Origin of the sequence: Mitsuaria sp. PDC51, assembly GCF_900113225.1 — a bacterium.
GTDB lineage: Bacteria > Pseudomonadota > Gammaproteobacteria > Burkholderiales > Burkholderiaceae_C > Roseateles.
This window is the reverse complement of sequence record NZ_FOZE01000001.1, coordinates 868,183-888,604: the sequence shown is the minus strand read 5'-3', so window position 1 is coordinate 888,604 and position 20,422 is coordinate 868,183. Positions and strand designations below refer to the sequence as shown.

At 70.1% G+C, this 20,422-nt stretch carries 15 protein-coding genes; 7 read left to right on the top strand and 8 right to left on the bottom strand.

The window, feature by feature from the left end:
- Window positions 1-24: 24 nt before the first annotated feature.
- The 6 genes from BM393_RS03915 to BM393_RS03890 all read right to left on the bottom strand — a co-directional run bounded on the left by BM393_RS03915 (window position 25) and on the right by BM393_RS03890 (window position 6,619).
- On the bottom strand, window positions 25-1,341 hold the full coding sequence (locus BM393_RS03915) for an ABC transporter permease (protein ID WP_091722303.1): 1,317 nt from the start codon (window positions 1,339-1,341) through the stop codon (window positions 25-27).
- A 2-nt stretch (window positions 1,342-1,343) separates the two neighbouring features.
- Window positions 1,344-2,513, bottom strand: coding sequence for an ABC transporter permease (locus BM393_RS03910; RefSeq protein WP_091722299.1), 1,170 nt, complete (start codon window positions 2,511-2,513; stop codon window positions 1,344-1,346).
- Window positions 2,514-2,546: 33 nt separating this feature from the next.
- Window positions 2,547-3,242 carry an ABC transporter ATP-binding protein gene (locus BM393_RS03905; protein WP_091722294.1) on the bottom strand — a complete coding sequence of 232 codons (696 nt, stop codon included), beginning with the start codon at window positions 3,240-3,242 and terminating at the stop codon, window positions 2,547-2,549.
- 35 nt (window positions 3,243-3,277) lie between these two features.
- Complete coding sequence (locus BM393_RS03900) at window positions 3,278-4,498, bottom strand: efflux RND transporter periplasmic adaptor subunit (RefSeq protein WP_217648380.1); 1,221 nt, start codon at window positions 4,496-4,498, stop codon at window positions 3,278-3,280.
- A gap of 316 nt (window positions 4,499-4,814) precedes the next feature.
- Complete coding sequence (locus tag BM393_RS03895; RefSeq protein WP_091722286.1) at window positions 4,815-5,462, bottom strand: response regulator transcription factor; 648 nt, start codon at window positions 5,460-5,462, stop codon at window positions 4,815-4,817.
- On the bottom strand, window positions 5,459-6,619 hold the full coding sequence (locus BM393_RS03890) for a histidine kinase (protein WP_091722283.1): 1,161 nt from the start codon (window positions 6,617-6,619) through the stop codon (window positions 5,459-5,461). The genes BM393_RS03895 and BM393_RS03890 overlap by 4 nt, the downstream gene beginning before the upstream one ends.
- A gap of 271 nt (window positions 6,620-6,890) precedes the next feature.
- Between BM393_RS03890 and BM393_RS03885 the strand changes: the two genes are divergently transcribed.
- From BM393_RS03885 to BM393_RS26355, 6 genes are all read left to right on the top strand, one after another.
- The gene (locus BM393_RS03885) at window positions 6,891-7,349 is read left to right on the top strand and encodes a hypothetical protein (RefSeq protein WP_091722278.1); all 459 of its coding nucleotides are present in this window, start codon (window positions 6,891-6,893) and stop codon (window positions 7,347-7,349) included.
- Window positions 7,350-7,472: 123 nt separating this feature from the next.
- Entirely contained in the window at window positions 7,473-7,835 is a 363-nt protein-coding gene (locus tag BM393_RS03880; RefSeq protein WP_067068294.1) for a response regulator, read from the top strand.
- A gap of 19 nt (window positions 7,836-7,854) precedes the next feature.
- The gene (locus BM393_RS03875; protein ID WP_091722273.1) at window positions 7,855-10,002 is read left to right on the top strand and encodes a chemotaxis protein CheA; all 2,148 of its coding nucleotides are present in this window, start codon (window positions 7,855-7,857) and stop codon (window positions 10,000-10,002) included.
- Between the two features lie 72 nt (window positions 10,003-10,074).
- On the top strand, window positions 10,075-12,012 hold the full coding sequence (locus BM393_RS03870; protein WP_091722270.1) for a methyl-accepting chemotaxis protein: 1,938 nt from the start codon (window positions 10,075-10,077) through the stop codon (window positions 12,010-12,012).
- Window positions 12,013-12,066: 54 nt separating this feature from the next.
- Window positions 12,067-12,576: a chemotaxis protein CheW gene (locus tag BM393_RS03865; protein ID WP_091722265.1), complete on the top strand. Its 510-nt coding sequence runs from the start codon at window positions 12,067-12,069 to the stop codon at window positions 12,574-12,576.
- A gap of 160 nt (window positions 12,577-12,736) precedes the next feature.
- Complete coding sequence (locus tag BM393_RS26355; RefSeq protein WP_091722261.1) at window positions 12,737-14,557, top strand: methyl-accepting chemotaxis protein; 1,821 nt, start codon at window positions 12,737-12,739, stop codon at window positions 14,555-14,557.
- Window positions 14,558-14,573: 16 nt separating this feature from the next.
- On the opposite strand, the gene BM393_RS03855 is transcribed toward BM393_RS26355, so the two are convergent.
- Window positions 14,574-14,765, bottom strand: a complete 192-nt coding sequence (locus BM393_RS03855) for a hypothetical protein (RefSeq protein WP_091722259.1) — start codon at window positions 14,763-14,765, stop codon at window positions 14,574-14,576.
- A 254-nt stretch (window positions 14,766-15,019) separates the two neighbouring features.
- On the opposite strand from BM393_RS03855, the gene BM393_RS03850 reads away from it, so the two are divergent.
- Entirely contained in the window at window positions 15,020-17,092 is a 2,073-nt protein-coding gene (locus BM393_RS03850; protein WP_091722255.1) for a M3 family metallopeptidase, read from the top strand.
- Here BM393_RS03850 and BM393_RS03845 read toward each other — a convergent pair.
- Window positions 17,077-20,331 (bottom strand): EAL domain-containing protein, encoded by a 3,255-nt coding sequence (locus BM393_RS03845; protein WP_175538178.1) that lies wholly within the window; start codon window positions 20,329-20,331, stop codon window positions 17,077-17,079. The two genes, BM393_RS03850 and BM393_RS03845, sit on opposite strands and share 16 nt — an antisense overlap.
- Between the last annotated feature and the right edge of the window lie 91 nt (window positions 20,332-20,422).

Genomic DNA, 20,422 nt, shown 5'->3' with positions numbered 1-20,422 from the left:
TGAGGGTCGCGGCTCTTCATATCATCAAAGCTCCCGCAGCGCCGTCGTCACCGGCACGCTGGCCGCCCGCACCGCCGGGAACAGACCGCCGATGAAGCCGATGGCCAGGGCCCACTTGAGGCCTTCCCACAGCAGTTGCCCCGACACCCGGAGCTCGAAGCTCAGCTTGCCCACCGACCCGGCCGCCATCGTCGACGCCGCGTGGCCGTTGAACAGCAGGTAGGCGATGCCGCCGCCGATCAATCCGCCCAGCGCCGCCAGCAGCATGGTCTCCAGCATCACCGCCACCACCACCGGCAGGCCGGGGAAGCCGATCGCGCGCAGCGTGGCGATCTCCCGGGCGCGTGTGGCGACCGCCGCGAACATGGTGTTCAGCGCGCCGAACGCCGCCCCCACCGCCATGATGCTGCCCACCACGATGCCGATGATGCGCAGGATCTTGGTCATCTGCTCCGACTGCTTGGCGAAGAAGGCCAGCGTCGTCGTGGCGTCCACTTTGAGCTGCGGATTGGCCTCCAGCGCGGCCTTGAAGTCCTTGAACGCCGCCGCATCGGTCAGCTTCACCGTCACCGAATTGCGGCTCGCGCCGCGGCGATAGGTCTCGGCCACCACCGGCGCGTCGGCCCACAGCTCCGATTCCATCGAGTCGCCCGACGCGAACACGCCGGTCACCGTCCACATCTGGCTGCCCAGCCGCAGTTGCTTGCCGGGCTCCAGGCCCTCGAACTGCCGCGCCGCGCCCTGGCCGACGATCAACTCCTTGAGCCCCGGCTGGAACTTGCGCCCGCTGATGATCTTGACCTGCGGCCGCACCGCGAAGGCTTCATCACCCACGCCACGCATCTGCACGCTGCCTTCCTCGTCGGTGGTGGTGCCCTTGACCGGCAGGTTGGCCGCGACCACCGTCTCGGCCGACACCAGCGGCTCGCCCTTGGCGCTCTTGGCCACGCCCGGCGCCTGCGCGATCTGCGTGATGTCCTCGCGCGACATCACCGACGCCACCTCGGCCGCCGACGCGCCGCGCAGCACGATCGCCGTGTCCTCGCTGCCGGACTTGCGCAAGGTCTCGGCATACCCCTCGGCCATCGCCAGCAGCGCCACCAGCACGCCGACGACGCCCGCGATGCCCACGACGATCACCGCCGACGAGCCCAGCCGCTGCGGCAGCGTGCTGACGCCGACGCTGGTCACCGACCGGGCCTGCGCGCCTCGCCGCGTCAGCAGCATCCACAGCGCCAGCAACACGGCCAGCGCCAGGGCGCCGAACCACGGCAGCATCACCCACGCGGCCAGCACCAGCGCCAGCAGCAGCACCAGTCCCAGGTTCTTCAGGAATTTCATGTTCAGGCCCTCCCCGCCAGCGCGTCGGTGATGTTCAGCCGCATCGCGTTGAGCGCCGGCAGCGCGCCGACGATCACCCCGAACAGCACCATGAAGCCCACACCCATGGCCCAGCTGTTCAAGCCGGCCGCCGGCAGGTTCAGGGACCCGCCGCTGCCCGCGCTGATGATCGGACCCAGCACGCTGGCCAGGCCCAGTCCGATCACGCCGCCGATGACCAGCAGCAGGATGGACTCCGCCAGCACCATCGCCAGCACGCTGTGCCCCGAGAAGCCGATCGTCTTGAGCACCGCGATCTCGCTGGTGCGCTCGCGCACCGCCTGCATCATCGTGTTGCCCGACAGCAGCAGCAGCGTGAAGAACACCGCGCCCATGATGGAGCTGACGATCAGCCCGATGTCGGCGACCTGCTTCATCCACGAGGCCATCGCCGCCTGCTCGGTCTGCGTGCGCGTCTCATGGTCCGAGTTGGCCGAGATCGCATCGATCGCCTTGGCCACGCGGTCCGCCTGGTTGGCGTCGTTCACCCGCGTCACGTACCAGCCGACGGCGCCCTGGTTGTAGGGGGTCGTGTCGTCGAAGTACTTCCAGTTCAGCAGGAACATCTGGTCGTACCAGCCGCCGGATTTCTTGTCCGCCGCGTGGATCAGGCCGACGATCTCGAACTGCCAGTTCTTGCTGCCGCTGCGGTCCGGAAAGATCGTCGACTGCAGCGGGATCTTGTCCCCGACCTTCCAGTTGAAGCGCCTGGCCAGGCCCTCGCCGACCAGCGCGCCGATGCGGGTCGAGGCGAAGGCCTGCTTCGCCTGGTCGGTGACGACCATCTCCGGATAGGCGTCCAGGTAGTTCGGCGCCACCGCGAAACTGAAGACCTGGTTGTGCGGGTCCTGGTAGGCGCCGCCGAACCAGTTCGCGTAGGTCACCATCTTGACGCCGTCCACCGCCTGGATGCGCTGGGTCAGCGCCATCGGCAGCGTCTGGATGAAGGACAGCCGCGAGCCGGTCTGCAGCCGCGACGCGCCATTGGCCGACTGGCCGGCCTGGTCGAACGAGGTGCGGACCGCGTCCAGCAGCCCGAACAGCAGGAACGCGGTGATGATGGACACCAGCGTCAGCACCGTCCGCAGCTTGCGCCGGAACAGCGCCGCCCAGATGAGATGAAGGTATTTCATGACGACCCCTTGTCGTTGCCGTGCCGCGCGGGCTCAGGCCACCGCGTGGGCGACCTGCTCGACCAGCGTGCCCTTGTCCAGGTGCAGCGTCTGGCGCGCGCGCTCGGCGGCCTTCGGGTCGTGGGTGACCATCACGATGGTCTTGCCGTGGTCGCGGTTGAGCGCCTGCAGCAGCGCCAGCACGTCCTCGGCGGACTGGCGGTCCAGGTCACCGGTCGGTTCGTCGCAGACCAGCAGCGTCGGGTCGGACACGATCGCCCGGGCGATCGACACGCGCTGCTGCTGACCGCCCGAGAGCTCGGTCGGCTTGTGGCTGGCGCGGTCCGACAGGCCCACCAGCGCCAGCGCGATCGCGGCGCGCTTCTTGCGCTCCGCGGCCGACAGCTTGGTCAGCAGCAGCGGCAGCTCGACGTTGCGCTGCGCCGAGAGCGTCGGCATCAGGTTGTAGAACTGGAACACGAAGCCGACCTTGGCCGCGCGCCACTTGGACAGCTTCGCGGCACTGAGCTGGTCGATGCGTTCGCCGCCGATGGCGATGCTGCCGCCGCTGGGCTGGTCCAGCCCGCCGATCAGGTTCAGCAGCGTCGTCTTGCCGGAGCCCGACGGGCCCATCAAGGCCAGGAACTCGCCCTGGGCGACGTCCAGGTCGATGTGGTGCAGCACCTCCACCTTCTGCTTGCCGCGGGTGTAGACCTTGGACAGATCACGGATCTCGATCAGGTTGCTCACGGTGACTCCTCGCTTCAACGGTTCATGCACTTCGTTCACTTGGCGGCGGTCAGCTTGATCGCGCCACCGTCCTGCAACTGCTCCGGCGGATTCAGCACCAGGGGCTCCCCGGCCTTCAGGCCCTCGAGCACCACCGCCTGATCGCCCACCGGCGTTCCCTGCTTGACCTTGCGCGCCGCGGCCTTCTGGCCGACGACGACGAACACCACGTCCGCGCCGTCGCGCGTCACGACCGCGGACCGCGGCACCAGCACACCCGGCGGCGGCGCGGCCTGCGCCTGCGCCTTGCCGGCGAGGAAGGACACCCGCACGCCCATGTCGGGCACGACACGCTGGTCCTTCTGCTCCAGCGCCACCCGCACCTTGACGGTCGCCTTGCCGCGGTCGGCCGACGGCACCACCGCGATCACATGCGCGGGGATGCGCCAGTCGGGATAGGCGTCCAGCACCGCCTCGGCGGGCATGTCGGACTTGACCTGGCCGATGTAGGCCTCGTTGACGTCGACGTCCACCTCCAGCGAGTCCATGTCGACGATGGTGCCCACACCGGTGCGGGTGAAGCCGCCGCCGGCGGACAGCGGCGAGACGATCTCGCCGACCTGCGCCGCCTTGGCGGTGATGACGCCGGAGAACGGCGCCTTGACCACCGTGTAGTCGAAGTTGACCTGCGCCTGCGCCGCCTGCGCCGAGGCGGCGTCGGCCTCGCGGCGCCGCGCCTCCAGCTGCGCCGCGGTCGCGGTCACCGCCGTGCGGGCCTGCTCGGCCAGTTGCCGGGTCGTCATGCCGCTCAGGGCCAGCTCGTCCTGGCGCCGGAGGTCGGACTGCGCCTGCGCCAGCTGCGCCCGCGTCGCCTCGATGTTGGCCTGGGCGCTCTTGACGTTGGCCCGCGCCATGTCCAGCGCCGCCCGCAGCGCATGGTCCTCGAGCCGGGCCAGCACCTGGCCCTTGCGGACCTTGTCACCCTCCTCGAACAGCACCTCGGTCAAGGTGCCGGTGATCTGCGTCGAGACCGTGGCCGCGCGCCGCGCGGTCACATAGCCGGTAGCCTGGAGCACCGCGTTGCCGCCCGCGCCGCCGCGCGCCTGCGCGTTCGCGGTCTGCACCTCCGGCACCTGGGACTGCGTCCACCACCACCAGCCGCCCGCGCCCAGCAGCGCCAGCACCACAAGCACCCCCCCCAGGATCCAGACCCACCGCGGCGGCCCGCCGCCATGGTCCTCGCGCTCATCGCCCTGGATGCGCAGCTCTTTCAACAATGCGGTATCGATGACGGCCCCCTGTGTTCAATCCGGGGCGCATTCTCCGAGGCGCCCCCGCCTCGTCAAGACTCGCTTGCGATGAATGGCGGCTGGCAGGCGCGAATGTCCCCTGAAGACGACGAACGGGAGGGGGCGGTTTCGACCGGGGCGCGTTGGTTTGGACTTCGGGTCGCCAAGCGCGGGCTCTCCACGGGGCATGGGGGATCCCTCCTGGACCCCCAAGCCCCATTCCGGCCCCACTCTCACTCGCTGCCTGCCCACCTTTTGGGCTCGCTGACTTCCCCCTTTGGAACAGCGAGCAATGCGGGACTGCTCAGCTTTCGACCAGTCCGTTGCGGATGGCGTAGACGGTCAACTCGGAATTGTTGGATAGCGCCAGCTTCTCCAGGACACGGGCGCGATACACGCTGACGGTCTTGGGGCTGAGCATCAGCTCCTCGGCGATGTCGGACAGGCGCTTGCCGGAGGCAATCATCACCAGCGTCTGCAGCTCGCGGTCCGACAGCTTCTGGTGGGCCTGCTCCGGCGCCGGCGCCGTCAGGCTCTCGACCAGCATCTGCGCGATCTCCGGCGTCACGTACTTGCGGCCCTGCGCCACGGTGCGCACCGCCTGCACCAGCAGCTGCGGGTCGCCGCCCTTGTTCACGTAGCCGAAGGCACCGGCGCGCAGTGCGCGGATCGCGTACTGGTCCTCGGGATACATCGACACGATCAGCACCCGCGTCGTCGTGCCCTCGTCCTTGAGCACGTGCAGGACGTCCAGGCCGCTGCGACCCGGCATGTTGATGTCCAGCACCAGCACATCGCACTGCTTGTCGACCGGCAGGCTGCGCATCAGGCTGCGCAGCTCGCCGTAGTCGCCGGCCTCGCCGACGACCTCGATGTCGGGCGCGTCGGAGAGCGTGTCGCGGATGCCGCGGCGGATCAGCGCGTGGTCGTCGCAGAGGATGACTTTGATCATAGGGCGCCCCACGAGGAGGGGTCATGGCCGGCTCCGACCGAGAGCGGCTCGCCGTCCTCGTCGAACTCGAAGTCGCCGATGACGCCGCGCAGCGGCACCGACAGGATCAGCGCCGTGCCATGCAGACCGCTGCTCAGGTCGACCCAGCCGCCCACGGTCGCGGCGCGCTCGCGCAGGCCGCGGATGCCGAAGCTGCGGGCCTTGCTCAGGTCGCCCGGCGCGATGCCGTGGCCGTTGTCCTTGATCTCCAGCGTCAGCACGCCGCCCTCCATGCTCAACTCCACCTCGACCCGGGTCGCGCCGGCATGCTTGGACACGTTGGTCAAGGCCTCCTGCGCGCAGCGGTAAGCCACCAGCGGCACGCCGGCCGGCAACTGGAACTGGTCACCCACGTGCCGCACCGAGGTTGCGATGCCGGTGCGGCGCTCGAAGCGCGCCGCCAGCCACTGCACCGCTGCCAGCAATCCTTGTTCCAGGATCGCGGGACGCAGGTTGTGCATGATGCGCTGGCTCGATTCGATGGCGCTGGTGACCGTCTCCAGCGCCGACTGCACCCGCTGCTGCACGTCCTCGTCCTTGCTGTGGCGCGCGATCCACGCCAGGTCGAACTTGAGCGCCGTCAGCGAGCCCCCGACGTCGTCGTGGATTTCGCGCGCGATCGCGGCCCGCTCCATCTCGACGCTGGTCTGCAGGTGCCCCGCGAGCTCGTGCAGCTGCTGCTTGGACTTGAGCAGTTCGCGGTCGGCCTCCTGGCGGGCGAGCTGGGCCTCGCAGGACTCGATCGCATGCAGCAGCGCCGGCGCCAGCCGCGCCAGGTTGTTCTTGAGCAGGTAGTCCGACGCGCCGGTGCGCATCGCCGCGACGGCCGTGTCCTCGCCGATCTCGCCAGACACCAGCACGAACGGGAGCACCAGTTGCCGCTGCTTGATCATGTCCAGGACGACGAGCCCCGAAAACCCCGGCAGGTTGTAGTCGGAAATCACCGCATCCCAGGTCCGGTCGAGGGCGACCTCGATATCGGGCAGCGTGTCCAGCCGCGTGATTTCGAAACGCAATCCAGCCCGTTGCAGCTGGGCCAGGATCAGTTGGTGATCCAGGTCGGAATCCTCGATATGCAGCAGGCGCAGACAGCGCTCGGCCAGGGGGAGAGTCGGCATGGGCGCGAGTATGCCAAGTTTGTCGCGCATCCCTCATCTGTGCAGGAGACCCCTGGGTTTTATTGATCTGGAAACCGTAGAGTCTTGGGTTTACCCTTATCGAGATTTGTCAGCGTCCAGTCGATCCAAGCTAATGGGACTACTTTGCACGGTTAGTCCCGTCGACAGATGCGTGGCAAAAGCCGAAGATTCTTGCCAGCCGACAAGTCCGGGCGCATGTTTGAGTTGGGCAGACATGACGACGCACCAGGACGCCCTATGTGGAGCCAAGATGCATATCGATGAGACGTCGGTCGAGCCGGAAGGCAGCGGACTGATGCCGCTGCTGGCCGCTGCCGAGCTGCAGGACCACTTGATGACGGTCAACAACGACCTGGAGCGCCTGCAGCGTCTGCTGGACGATGCCTGCGAAGCCCTGTCGACGCATTTCTTCGGCGCGTCGGGCCTGGTCGACCAGATGCGCGAGCGCCTGCCCGACGCGCGAGACCAGGACGCGCTGCAGCAGTTGATGCTGCATCTGGCCGGTGCGATCACCGCGCTGCAGTTCCAGGACATGTCCACGCAGCTGATCGCGCACACGAGCCAGCGGCTGCGCAATTGCTCGGACCAGTTGGCCCGCGACACCTTCGGGGAGGACGAGGACGGCCTGGCCGTCGTCGAGACCGCCCCGCTGCGTCCCAATCCCGTCACGCAGGACGAGATGGACGCGGGATCGATCGAGTTGTTCTGACGATGTTCCGTCGTTCCGTCCGTTAGGTCACGAAAACACCGGCCGCTGTCGGCAGATCGCCGTCAAGGCCCTCAAGAATCTTCAGGTCCACCCGAAAACCGCTTGTCATCCGGAGAACCAAAAATGCCCTCGATCCTCGCCGTAGACGATTCGGCCTCCATGCGCCAGATGGTCTCGTTCACCCTCAAGAATGCGGGTTTCAACGTCGTGGAGGCGGTGGACGGGCAGGACGCCTGGGAGAAGTCGTCGCAACGCGATTTCGACCTGGTGCTGACCGACCAGAACATGCCCCGGATGGACGGGATCAGCCTCACCAAGAAGCTGCGCGACAACCCCAAGTTCAAGACCACGCCGATCCTGATCCTGACCACCGAGTCCAGCGACCAGATGAAGCAGGCCGGCCGCGCCGCCGGCGCCACGGGCTGGCTGGTCAAGCCTTTCGACCCGGCCAAGCTGATCGAGGTGATCGGCAAGGTGATCCGCTGAAGGCGAGCTGGAGAGATTCATGGGAGATATGACCTCCGAAGGCGCAAATCTCGGCGCAGGCATCGACCTGAGCCAGTTCTACCAGGTCTTCTTCGAAGAGGCCGGCGAGAACCTCGACAACATGGAGCAGCTGCTGCTCAACCTGGACATCGAGAACCCGGACGATGAGCAGATGAATGCCATCTTCCGCTGCGCCCACTCGATCAAGGGCGGCGCGGCGACGTTCGGCTTCAACGACGTGGCCGAGCTGACGCATCAGATGGAGACGCTGCTGGACAAGCTGCGTCGTCATGAACTGGCCCCGACCTCGCCGATGGTGGACGTGCTGCTGCAGTCGGGCGACGCGCTCAAGGCGCAGCTGGCCCGTCACCAGGGCTCGGGCGCCGACGCGGTGGACACCTCGGCCCTGCTCAGCAGCATCCGCACGCTGGTGGAAGGCGGCACGCTGGACGGCACCCGCGCCCCCGCGGCCGCGCCGGCCCCGGTCGCCGCGCCCGCCCCGGCGCCCGCGGCCGCGGCCCCCGCGCCGCTGAAGTCCACCGTGCGCCAGCTCGAGCTGCTGGTCGGCCCGCTGAGCAACACGGCGCAGGCGGACAACCTGGTCGAGCTGTTCAAGGAAATCACCGACCTGGGCACGATCGAGCCGCTGGACGGCGGCATCCCGGCCGACGGCATGCGCCGGTTCAAGGTCCTGACCAGCAGCACCGACAACGACCTGCTGGACCTGTTCACCTTCCACGTCTCGCGCGAGCAGGTCAAGCTGATGCCGCTGACCGAGGGCTTCGGCTTCCATGAAGGCGCGCCCGGCGCGCCGCTGGAGACCAAGAAGGACGAGGACCCCGGCTACGGCTTCTTCGACGACGCCCCGGGCGTGCCCGAGGCCACCGCCGCCGAGGCGAAGGCGGCCGAGGCCGCCAAGGCCAGCGTGCCGGTCCCGGCCGCCAAGCCGGCGGCCCCGGCCCGCACCGACGTCGCCCCGCGCGCCGGCGGCGGCGCCAGCCCGGACCAGTCCACGCTGCGCGTGTCGGTCGAGAAGGTCGACCAGCTGATCAACCTGGTGGGCGAGCTCGTCATCACCCAGGCCATGCTGGCGCAGAACAGCCGCAACCTGGATCCGGGCCTGTACCAGCAGCTGGCTTCCGGCCTGGCCGACCTGGAGCGCAACACGCGCGACCTCCAGGAATCGGTCATGTCGATCCGCATGATCCCGATGTCGGTGGTGTTCAACCGCTTCCCGCGCATGCTGCGCGACCTGGCGGCCAAGCTGGGCAAGAAGGTCGAGCTGGTCACGCAGGGCGAAGCCACCGAACTGGACAAGGGCCTGGTCGAGAAGATCACCGACCCGCTGACCCACCTGGTGCGCAACAGCTGCGACCACGGCATCGAATCGCCGGCCGATCGCCTGGCCAAGGGCAAGCCCGAGCAGGGCACGATCACGCTGGTCGCCTCCCACCAGGGCGGCTCCATCGTCATCGAGGTCCGCGACGACGGCCGCGGCCTGAACCGCGAGAAGCTGATCAGGAAGGCCCGCGAGAAAGGCATCGATGCGCCCGACTCCATGACCGACCAGGAAGTCTGGGGCCTGATCTTCGCGCCGGGCTTCTCGACCGCGGACCAGGTCACCGACGTTTCCGGCCGCGGCGTCGGCATGGACGTGGTGAAGAAGAACATCACCTCGCTGGGCGGCACGGTGGAGATCGACTCCGCCGAGGGCTACGGCATGAAGGTCTCGGTGCGGCTGCCGCTGACGCTGGCCATCATGGACGGCATGAGCGTGGGCGTGGGCGAAGAGGTCTACATCCTGCCGCTGTCCTCGGTGGTCGAGTCCTTCCAGGTGCAGGCCGACACGATCAAGACCGTCGGCGGCTCCGGCCGCGTGGTCGAGGTCCGCGACGAGTACATGCCCGTCGTCGAGCTCGAACAGGTCTTCAACGTGCCGCGCTTCGACTTCGAGCATGTCAGCTCGATCATGGTCGTGGTCGAGGCCGAGGGCGGCCGCGTCGCGCTGCTGGTGGACGAGCTGCTCGGCCAGCAGCAGGTCGTGGTCAAGAACCTGGAGGCGAACTACCGCAAGGTCACCGACGTCTCCGGCGCCACCATCATGGGCGACGGCCGCGTCGCGCTGATCCTGGACGTGGGCAGCCTGGTGCGCCGCTCGCGCCATTGAACGTCATTGAGCGCCATTGAAGTCACGTGGGCATCGGCCGGGCGGCCGGTGCGCAACGCATAAGAGGTAGACATGAATTTCAGCGCGTTGATGCGTCAATTCAGCATCCGGACCCGCATGATCGGCGCGATCGGCATCGTGCTGGCGCTGCTGATGGTGGTCGGCAGTGTGGGCCTGTTCGGCATGCAGTCGATGCGGGGCCAGACCCAGGAGTTCCTGGAGAAATCCGCGACCCGCGGCCAGCGCGTGGGCGCCCTTCACGGCGCGATGGGAGAGATCCGTCGCTACGAGAAGGACATGATCATCAACTACGAGAAGCCCGAGGCCGTGAAGCAGGCCCACGCGGCCTGGGACAAGTCGCGCAAGGCCGCGGCCGAGCACCTCGAGGCCGTCGCCGCGCTCAGCCCGGAAGACGACAAGGCCGTGCTGATGCAGATCAAGGCCTCGCTGGAGACCTACGCGCAGAAGGCGGCCAACGTGGTGTCGCAGCTGGAGGCCGGCGCCTATGACCACGCCGCCGTGGCGGACCGGCTGCTCGGTCCCGCCAAGGAGCAGGTCGCGCAGGCCGAGAAGCAGCTCGACGAAGTCGAGAAGCGCATGCAGGCCCAGGCCGAGGACATGCGCGCCGGCATCGAGAAGACGCAGGGCGGCGTGCTCTGGACCTTCGGCCTGGTGCTGGTGTTCGCCGCGATCGTCGTGGTGCCGCTGACGCTGCTGAACATGCAGACCATCTGCGCGCCGCTGGCCGAGGCCGAGGCGCTCGCCGAAGCCATCGCCGGGGGCGACCTGTCCCGCGAGATGAAGCCGGTCGAGGGCGTGGACGAGGCCTCCAAGCTGATGCGCTCGCTGCACCACATGCAGGAAGCGCTGCAGGCGATGGTCGGCCAGCTGCGCACCGCGGCCGATTCGATCCGCACCGCCTCGGTGGAGATCGCCACCGGCAACCAGGACCTGTCCAGCCGCACCGAGCAGACCGCGTCCAACCTGCAGGAGGCCGCCTCCTCGCTGGTGCAGCTGACCGGCACGGTCAAGCAGACCGCCGATTCGGCGCGCACCGCCAACCAGCTGGCCTCCTCCGCCTCGGGCGCGGCGGCCAAGGGCGGCGAGGTGGTGAGCCAGGTGGTCTCGACGATGGACGAGATCAACGCCAGCTCCAAGCGCATCAGCGACATCATCGGCACGATCGACGGCATCGCCTTCCAGACCAACATCCTGGCGCTGAACGCGGCGGTGGAAGCCGCCCGCGCCGGCGAGCAGGGCCGCGGTTTCGCGGTGGTGGCGGGCGAGGTCCGCTCGCTGGCCCAGCGCAGCGCCGAGGCCGCGCGCGAGATCAAGACCCTGATCGGCGCCAGCGTCGAGCGCGTGGAAACCGGCTCGCGCCTGGTGCAGGAAGCGGGCTCGACGATGAGCGACATCGTCTCCAGCGTGCAGCGGGTGACGGACATCATCGGCGAGATCACCGCCGCCTCCAGCGAGCAGAGCGACGGCATCAGCCAGGTCAACCAGGGGGTGAGCAACCTGGACCAAATGACGCAGCAGAACGCCGCGCTGGTGGAGCAGTCCGCCGCCGCCGCCGAGAGCCTGAAGGACCAGGCCGAGCGCCTGGGCGCCGTGGTCGACCGCTTCCGCGTGTCGGGCAGCGCCGGCGCGCTGTCGGCGACCGCGTTCACCGCGAAGTCGTCGTCGTCTTCTTCGTCCTCGCCGTCTTCTTCGTCTTCGTTGTCGTCGGGCGTCACATCCGCGTCGACGACCTTCAGCGCCAGGCCGGCCGCGTCGTTCAGCGCCGCCACGGCGCCAGCCGCCAAGCCGGTGGCTGCCGCGAAGCCGCTGGCGTCGCCGGCCCATGGCGTCGCAAAGACGGCCGCAAAGACGGCCGCCAAACCGGCCCGGGCCGCGCTCAAGCCCGCCGCTCCCAAGCCCGTGGCCCCGAAGGCCGCGCCCGCTCCGTTCACTCCGCCGCCGGCTGTGCCGGCCACCACCGCCGCCGACGGCGACTGGGAAACCTTCTAATCCGCCGCACGAGGTCAACACATGGAAATCGTTCAACAAACCGGCACGCAAGTGATGCAAGCGAACTCCGGCGCACTGGTCCCGCAAGGCGCCAGCGCCGCGCCCGCCAGCGGCGAGTACCTGACCTTCCGCCTGGGTCAGGAGGAGTACGGCATCGACATCCTGAAGGTGCAGGAGATCCGCTCCTACGAGCAGCCGACCCGCATCGCCAACGCGCCCGACTTCATCAAGGGCGTGGTGAACCTGCGCGGCGTGATCGTCCCGATCGTGGACCTGCGCCTGAAGCTGGGCTGCGCCACGGCCGAATACAACAGCTTCACCGTCGTGATCGTGCTGAACGTCAAGAACCGCGTCGTGGGCGCGGTGGTGGATTCGGTGTCCGACGTGCTGGAGCTGAACCGCGACGTGATCCGTCCGGCGCCCGAGCTGAGCTCCAGCGCCGTCAACACCAGCTTCATCATGGGCATCGGCGCGGTCGCCGAGCGCATGCTGATCCTGATCGACATCGAGGGCCTGATGTCCAGCGCGGACATGGGCCTGATGGATGCGATGACCACGGCCTGATCGCGCGCAACGCCCGGCACCGTCCGGGCGTTTCTCCTGCCGGGCGCGCGCCCTGCCCTGAGGGGTGCCGGAGCAGGAAAAAAGACCGAGAGAGCGAATCGTGGAGGCACGCGCCAGAGAGCGGCACACGCCCGGCGCCGATGAGACACGGAGCCCGTTCATGTTCGACTCGATCAAGACCCGACTGATCTCGCTGGGCGTGGGCATCGTCGCCCTGACGCTGCTGGCGATCACCGTCGCCAATTACGTGACGGTGCGCGGCCACACCCACCGGCAGGTCTCCCAGGCCCTGGATGAACTGGCCGCGGCGCGCGGCGACGCGATCCGGCAATGGGTGCGGGCGCAGCGCGACATCGTGGCCTCGCTGCAGCCAGCGGTCGGCGCCGCCGACCCGGTGCCGCTGCTGCAGCAGGCGGCCAGGTCCGGCCGGCTCGAGGCCGCCTACGTCGGCTTCGCGGACAAGAAGATCGTCTTCAACACGCCGCAGAACCTGCCCGCCGACTACGACCCCACCGGCCGCCCCTGGTACACCGGCGCCGCTTCCGCGTCGGGAACGATCCTGACCGCGCCCTACATGGACGCGTCCAAGGGCCGCCTGGTGGTGACCTTCGCAGCGGCGGACAAGAGCGGCGGCGGCACCAAGGCCGTGGTCGCCACCGATGTCTTCCTGGACGACGTCGTCGCCACGGTCCAGGCGATCAAGCCGACGCCCGGCGGTTTCGCCTTCCTGATGTCCAAGGACGGGAAGATCGTCGCGCACCCCGACGCCCAACTGGCGCTGAAGGCGGCCACGGCGATCTCCGAGCAGCTGACGCCGCAGGCGCTGGCGACCGCGCTGGACCCGCAGGCCGGCTGGGCCGAGGCGCGGGTCGGCGGGGAAGACTTCCTGATCAGCGGCACCCCGATCGCGGACACCGACTGGCAGCTGTTCGTCGCGGCGAAGAAGGACGAGGCGCTGGCCTCGCTGGGCGCGCTGCTGCGCACCGCGGTGATCACGGCGCTGGTCATGATGGCGATCGCCGCGCTGGCGATGACCGGCACGATCAGCGCGATGCTGCGCGGCGTGGACCGCGTGCGCGCCGCGCTCGACGACATCAGCGCCGGCGACGGCGACCTGACCCAGCGCCTGCCGGCCGGCGGCCGCGATGAGGTCGGGCGCATCGCGTCGTCCTTCAACCTGTTCGCCGAGAAGATCCAGCGCATCCTGCTGGACGTGCGCTCGGCCAGCAACTCGATCACCACCGCCTCCAGCGAGATCGCGATCGGCTCGCAGGACCTGTCGCAGCGCACCGAGGAGACCGCGTCCAACCTGCAGCAGGCGGCCTCGTCGATGGAGGAGCTGACCGCGACGGTGCGCCAGACCGCCGACGCGGCGCAGACGGCCAACCAATTGGCCTCGAGCGCGTCGAGCGCGGCGGCGCGCGGTGGCGAGGTCGTGGGCCAGGTGGTCTCGACGATGGACGAGATCAACGCCAGCTCCAAGAAGATCAACGACATCATCGGCGTCATCGACGGCATCGCCTTCCAGACCAACATCCTGGCGCTGAACGCGGCGGTGGAGGCGGCGCGCGCCGGCGAGCAGGGACGCGGTTTCGCGGTCGTGGCGAGCGAGGTGCGCTCGCTGGCGCAACGCAGCGCCGAGGCCGCCAAGGAGATCAAGGCGCTGATCGGCGCCAGCGTCACCAGCGTCGAGGCCGGGTCGCGGCTGGTGCAGGCGGCGGGCGAGTCGATGAACGACATCGTGCACAGCGTGCAGCGGGTGACGGACATCATCGGCGAGATCACCGCCGCGTCGACCGAGCAAAGCGCCGGCATCGCGCAGGTCAATGACGCGGTGGTGCAGCTGGACCGGATGACGCAGCAGAACGCGGCGCTGGTGGAGGAATCGGCGGCGGCGGCCGAGAGCCTGAAGGACCAGGCGCATCGGCTGACGGAGATCGTGTCGGTGTTCCGGCTCGGGCAAGACGCGATGGAGGGGTGAAGCGGGCGGCGCCGGCTCAGGCCGCGGCTCGCGCGCCGGCGGCGAGGCCGGCCTCGTTGGCGGCGTTGGCGGCGTCGGCGGCGTCAACGGCATCGCCCCGCTCGGCATCGACCGCGCCCGGCGCGGTGACGAAGACGGCCTCGACCCAGCCCGCGCCGATGAAGGCGGTCCGGCCCGGGGCGAATGGCGCCGCGCATGGCACCGTCAAGCCGCCGACGCCGAAGCCAGCCGCCGCCGCTCCGTCGGTCGCGGCGCCCCCGCCGCGTCCCGTGCCAGCCGCCGACGACGGCGACTGGGAAACCTTCTGACTGCGGAGGCCGCTGGGACAATCCGCGCCTCGTGATCGGGAGAGCCGCGGGCTTGATAGCCTGCGGCCTATCCCCACGATAGAGAGCTCCCGCGCATCCGCGCGCGAAAGGCTGAGACACTGTCCCGGCATTTCGTCAGACTCACGAGGCCTGCATGACCGACTCCTCCGCCCCTTCGGCCGCCGCGCCGACCGCCGCCAACCCGCTGCTGTCCACCGCGCCGCTGCCTGATTTCGCCGCGATCGACCCGTCCCACATCCAGCCGGCCATCACCGAGCTGCTCGCCCAGGCCCAGCAGGCGCTCGAGCAGGTCACGGCGCCCGGCGCGCCGGCCGACTACGAACGCCTCTCCCGCACCCTGAACGTCGCCACCGAGCGCCTGGGCACCGCCTGGGGCGCCGTCGGCCACCTGAACGCGGTCGCCAATACGCCGGCGCTGCGCGAGGCCTACAACGCGATGCTGCCCGCAGTGACCGAGTTCCACACCGCGCTGGGCGCCAACGAGGCGCTGTACGCGCTCTACAAGGCGATCGCCGCGCAGCCGGGCCTCACGCCCGAACGCGCCCAGCTGCTCAAGCACGCGATGCGCGACTTCGTGCTCTCCGGCGCCGAGCTGCAGGGCGAGGCCAAGGCGCGTTTCGCCAAGATCCAGGAGCGCAGCGCCGAACTGGGCCAGGCCTTCTCCGAGCACGTCATGGACGCCACCGACGGCTGGAGCTACCTCGCCACCGCCGCCGAGCTCAAGGGCGTGCCGGCGGACGTCGTCGCCAACGCGCGTGCTGCCGCCGAGAAGGACGGCCACGCCGATCCCGACGCGCACAAGCTGACGCTGCACTTTCCGGTCTACATGCCGGTGATGCAGTACGCCGAGGACCGCGCCCTGCGCGAGCGCCTGTACCGCGCCTACGTGACGCGCGCGAGCGAGCTCGGCGACAAGCCCGACTGGGACAACGGCCCGCTGATGCAGGAACTGCTGATGCTGCGCCAGGAGGAGGCGAAGCTGCTGGGCTTCGCCAACTTCGCCGAGGCCTCGCTGGTGCCCAAGATGGCGAGCTCGCCGGCGCAGGTGATGAGCTTCCTGCGCGACCTGGCGACCCGCGCCCGCCCCTATGCGCAACGCGACCTGGACGAGCTGCGCGACTTCGCCAAGGCCGCGCTGCGCCTGGACGATCCGCAGGCCTGGGACCTGCCCTATGTCTCCGAGAAGCTGAAGGAGGCGCGCTACGCCTTCTCCGACCAGGAAGTGCGGCAATACCTGACCCTGCCGCGCGTGCTGGACGGGCTGTTCCGCATCGTCGACCGGCTCTTCGGTGTACAGCTGGTGCCGGCCAAGGCCTCGGTCTGGCATGAGTCGGTGCAGTTCTGCGAGCTGCGCCGCGACGGCCAGTTGATCGGCCAGGTCTACCTGGACCTGTACGCGCGCAGCGGCAAGCGCCCCGGCGCCTGGATGGACGAGGTGCGCAGCCGCTGGGCGCGGCCGGACCTGGCCGGCAGCGGCGCCGAGCAGATCCCGGTGGCGCACCTGGTCTGCAACTTCCCGCAGGGCGCGGACGGCAAGCCGGCGCTGCTTACCCACGACGACGTGACGACGCTGTTCCACGAATGCGGCCACGGGCTGCACCACCTGCTCACGCGCGTGGCGGAACTGGGCGTGTCGGGCATCTCCGGCGTCGAGTGGGACGCGGTCGAGCTGCCCAGCCAGTTCATGGAGAACTTCTGCTGGGAGTGGGAGGTCATCCAGCAGCTGTCGGCCCATGTGGACACCGGCGAGCCGCTGCCGCGGGCGCTGTTCGACAAGATGCTGGCGGCCAAGAACTTCCAGGCCGGCCTGCAGACGCTGCGCCAGATCGAGTTCGCGCTCTTCGACATGCGGCTGCACGCCGAGCCCGGCGCCGAGACCCGGGTGCAGGAAGTGCTGGACGAGGTGCGGGCCGAGGTGACGGTGCTGCCGCCGCCGGCGTTCAACCGCTTCCAGCACAGCTTCTCGCACATCTTCGCGGGCGGCTACGCGGCGGGTTACTACAGCTACAAGTGGGCCGAGGTGCTATCCGCCGATTGCTGGAGCGCGTTCGAGGAGGAAGGCGTGTTCAACCCGGCGACCGGCCGGCGCTACCTGGACGAGATCCTGTCGATGGGCAGCGTCCGCGACGCGATGGACAACTTCAAGGCCTTCCGCGGCCGTGAGCCGCAGATCGACGCGCTGCTGCGGCATCAGGGCATGGCCTGAGACCGGGTCGGCGGCGGCGACGCCGCCGGCTTCTTCCACGGCACGGTCTGGATCAGGCGCCGGGCGTCCTCCGCCGGCAGCGCCTGGGCGAACAGCCAGCCCTGTGCCATCTCCAAGCCGAGCGTTTCCAGTAGCGCGGCCTGCGCCTGCGTCTCGACGCCTTCGGCCAAGGTCCGCCAGCCGCGCGCGCGGGCCAGGCCCACGATCGTGCGCACGACCTCCAGCGCCTCGCCGCCCTCGCCCAGCCGCGTGACGAAGCTCCGGTCGATCTTCAGCGTGTCGACCGGGAAGCGGTGCAGATGGGCCAGGGAGGACTGCGCGCTCCCCACGTCGTCGATCGAAAGCCCGAAGCCCAGGCGCGCCAGCGCCTGCAGCAGCTCGGCGTGGCGCTGCGGCCAGGCCATCGCGGCGCGCTCGGCGACCTCCAGGCGCAGCTGCGAAAGCGGCACCTCGCCGAGCGCCTTGAGCGCCTCGCGGGCATCGGCGAGCAGCACGTCGCCCTGCGCCAGCTGTGCGGCCGACAGGTTGATCGCGACCTCGCCCTTGAAGCCGATCTCGCGCCAGCGCCGCAGCTGCAGCGCGGCCTCGATCAGCGTCCAGCGGCCGATGGCCATGAGGTGGCCGCTCTCCTCCGCCGCCGGGATGAGGTCGTCCGGCAGCACCGGGCCGCGGCTGGGATGCCGCCAGCGGATCAGCGCCTCGAAGCCGAGCAGCGCGCGGTCCGACAGCCTGACGATCGGCTGGTAGTCCAGCTGGAACTCCCCCGCCTGCAGGCCGCGCTCGAGGTCCTCGCGCAGCGCGCGCCGGGACGCCTCGACGCGCGGCTGCGTCGGGTCGAACAGGCGCGCGTGGCCCGTGCCGGCGGCCTTGGCGCGAGCCAGCGCGCTTTCGGCGGCGGCGAACAGGTCGTCCGGGCTGAAGTTGCCCTGCCCCGTGAAGGCCCACCCCGCGCTGGCGGTCAGGCGGTGCGCGCCGGTTCTCGAGCCCGCGCTCGCTTCCTCGATCGTCTCGAACAGGAACGGCTCCTCGATGCGCGCCAGCGCCCATTCGGGCACGCGGTCGACCAGCGCGCCGGCCTCGATGCGGGCGTCGAAGAGCACGCCGAACTGGTCCGCGCCGAGCCGCGCGACCACGCGGCCCGCGCGCGCCGCCCGGCCCGTGCCGCCGGCCAGGCGCCGGGCGCATTCGACCAGCACCGCGTCAGCGGCGACCGGCCCCTGGCGCTCGACGAACGCGCGGAAATCGTCCAGGCCCAGCAGCACCAGACCGATCGGCACGCCGGGGGTCGGATTCGCCAGGCGCTGGGCGATCAGCTCCATGAACAGCGCTCGGTTCGGCAAGCCAGTCAGGCGGTCGCGCAGCGCGTCCTGCTCAGCCTGCTCGTGCAGACGCTCCTGCTCGCTGAGGTCCGTGAGGGCGCCGGCCATGCGCACCGGATTGCCGTCGCGCCTCACCGCGACGCCGCGCGCGAGCAGTGCGCGCCGCTGGCCGCCCTGCTCGAAGCGCAGGACATGGTGGAACTGCAGGCTGCGGCCCTGCAGGTGCGCGTCGAGCTCAGCGCGGAAGAGGCCGGCGGCCGCGTCGTCCAACGGACGCGTGAAGCGCGCGATGCCGTCCGGCCGTTCGTTCGACCGAGCACCGGCACCGGCACCAGCATCAGTACCTGCACCGGTAGCAGCGCCAGCAGCGGCGCTTGCACGGGCACTGGCACCGACAGCTGCGTCACTGCCGCCGCCCGCACCGCTCGCCGCGTCGCCCATCAGCGCCAGCCATCGCGCCGACACCTCCAGCCGGTCCGTCGCGATGTCCCAGTCCCAGAGGCCGTCGTTGGCGCCCTGCGCGGCGAGCACATGGCGTTCCTCGCTGAGTTTCAGGCGACGCCACGCCGCCCGCCGTCGCGACCAGGCGGCGAGCCCGCGCAGGCCGAGCACGCCCACGCTCGCCGCGGCGACCGCCAGCAGCGGATGGCCGAGCGCAAGCACGAGGAAGCGGTCCTCGAAGGCCCACTGCGCCGCGGCCAGGCCTGCGCCCACCAGCAGCGCGACGCCAAGCAGTCCGAGCCACAACCGGCCGCGTGCCAGCAGCGCCGCGCACAGCAGCGGCAGCGCCAGCAGCGCGGCCAGTTCCGCGAGCGGAGCCCAGGACGGTCGCGTCAGCGTGCGGCCGGTCAGGAGGTTGTCGACGACGGTCGCGAGCCGCTCCGCGTCGGGCAGGCCGGCGTCGAACGGCGTGGGGAAAGCGGCGCCGGCCCCGCGCGCCGACACGCCCAGGATCACGATGCGGTGGCGCAGCGCCTCGTCGGGCACCTTGCCGTCGAGCAGGTCGGCCAGCGACACCGACGGAAAGGTGCCGGCCGGGCCGTAGGGATTCACGCCCTGGCGCGACAGCAGGTCCAGCGGCACGCGCAGCGTGCCCCAGCGCAGGTCGCGACTCCAGCGCAGCGTGGCCTCGGACCAGGGCTGACGCATCGCGTCGCCGGCAATGCGCAGCGCCAGCGACGGATAGGCCGCGCCGTCCAGCGGCAGGGCCGGCAACTCGTGACGCACCGCGCCGTCGGCCTCGCGCACCAGCTGCGCATGGCCCAGCGACTTCGCCGCCGACAGCAGCGGCTCCGGCGGCGAGTCCGCGCGCGCCGGACGCAGCGCGCTGCGGGGCTCGCCCTCGACGTTGAGGAAGGCCTGGGCGCGCAGCGCGGGCGGTACGGCCGCGGCTGGCTCGAGTGCCGGCGCTTCGGCTGGGGGCAAGGGGGCGGTGGGCGAGGCGGAGGCCGCGGAGATCGAGGCGGGCGGCAGCGCGAACGGCAGCAGCACCGGCGCGCCACCGCGCATGGCGGCCGCCAGCGCGGCGTCGCCGTCGGGCCGCGCGTCCTGCATCGGCAGGTCGATCGCGATGAGGCGAGGCTGAGCGGCCTGCACCCGCGCGATCGCCTCGGCGAGCAGCGGTCGCGCCGGCGCCATGCTGCCGAAGCGCGCGGCGCTGGCGTCATCGAACTGCACCAGCGTGATCGGATAGGTCGTGCCGGGCGTGAGCCGACCGCGCCACTGGATTTGCGCGTCCTGCACGAGGCCGTCGAGCCGCGCGATCGGTCCGGCCTGCGGGCGCGCGAACCACAGCAGCGCGACGACCGCCGTCACCGCCAACGCCAGCACCGCTTGGGCCCAGGCCCAGCGCGAAGGCCATCGCAGCGCGCCGCGTTGCGGGGCCCGCGTGCCTCGCGGTCCGTTCGATCCAGCCCTCATCTCGCGTGTCATCGTCCCTCGCTTCATGGCGCGCCCGTGGGCGGCTTCATTGCCCCGCCCTCATCATCGCCGCGCCGCATCCTAGGCGAAG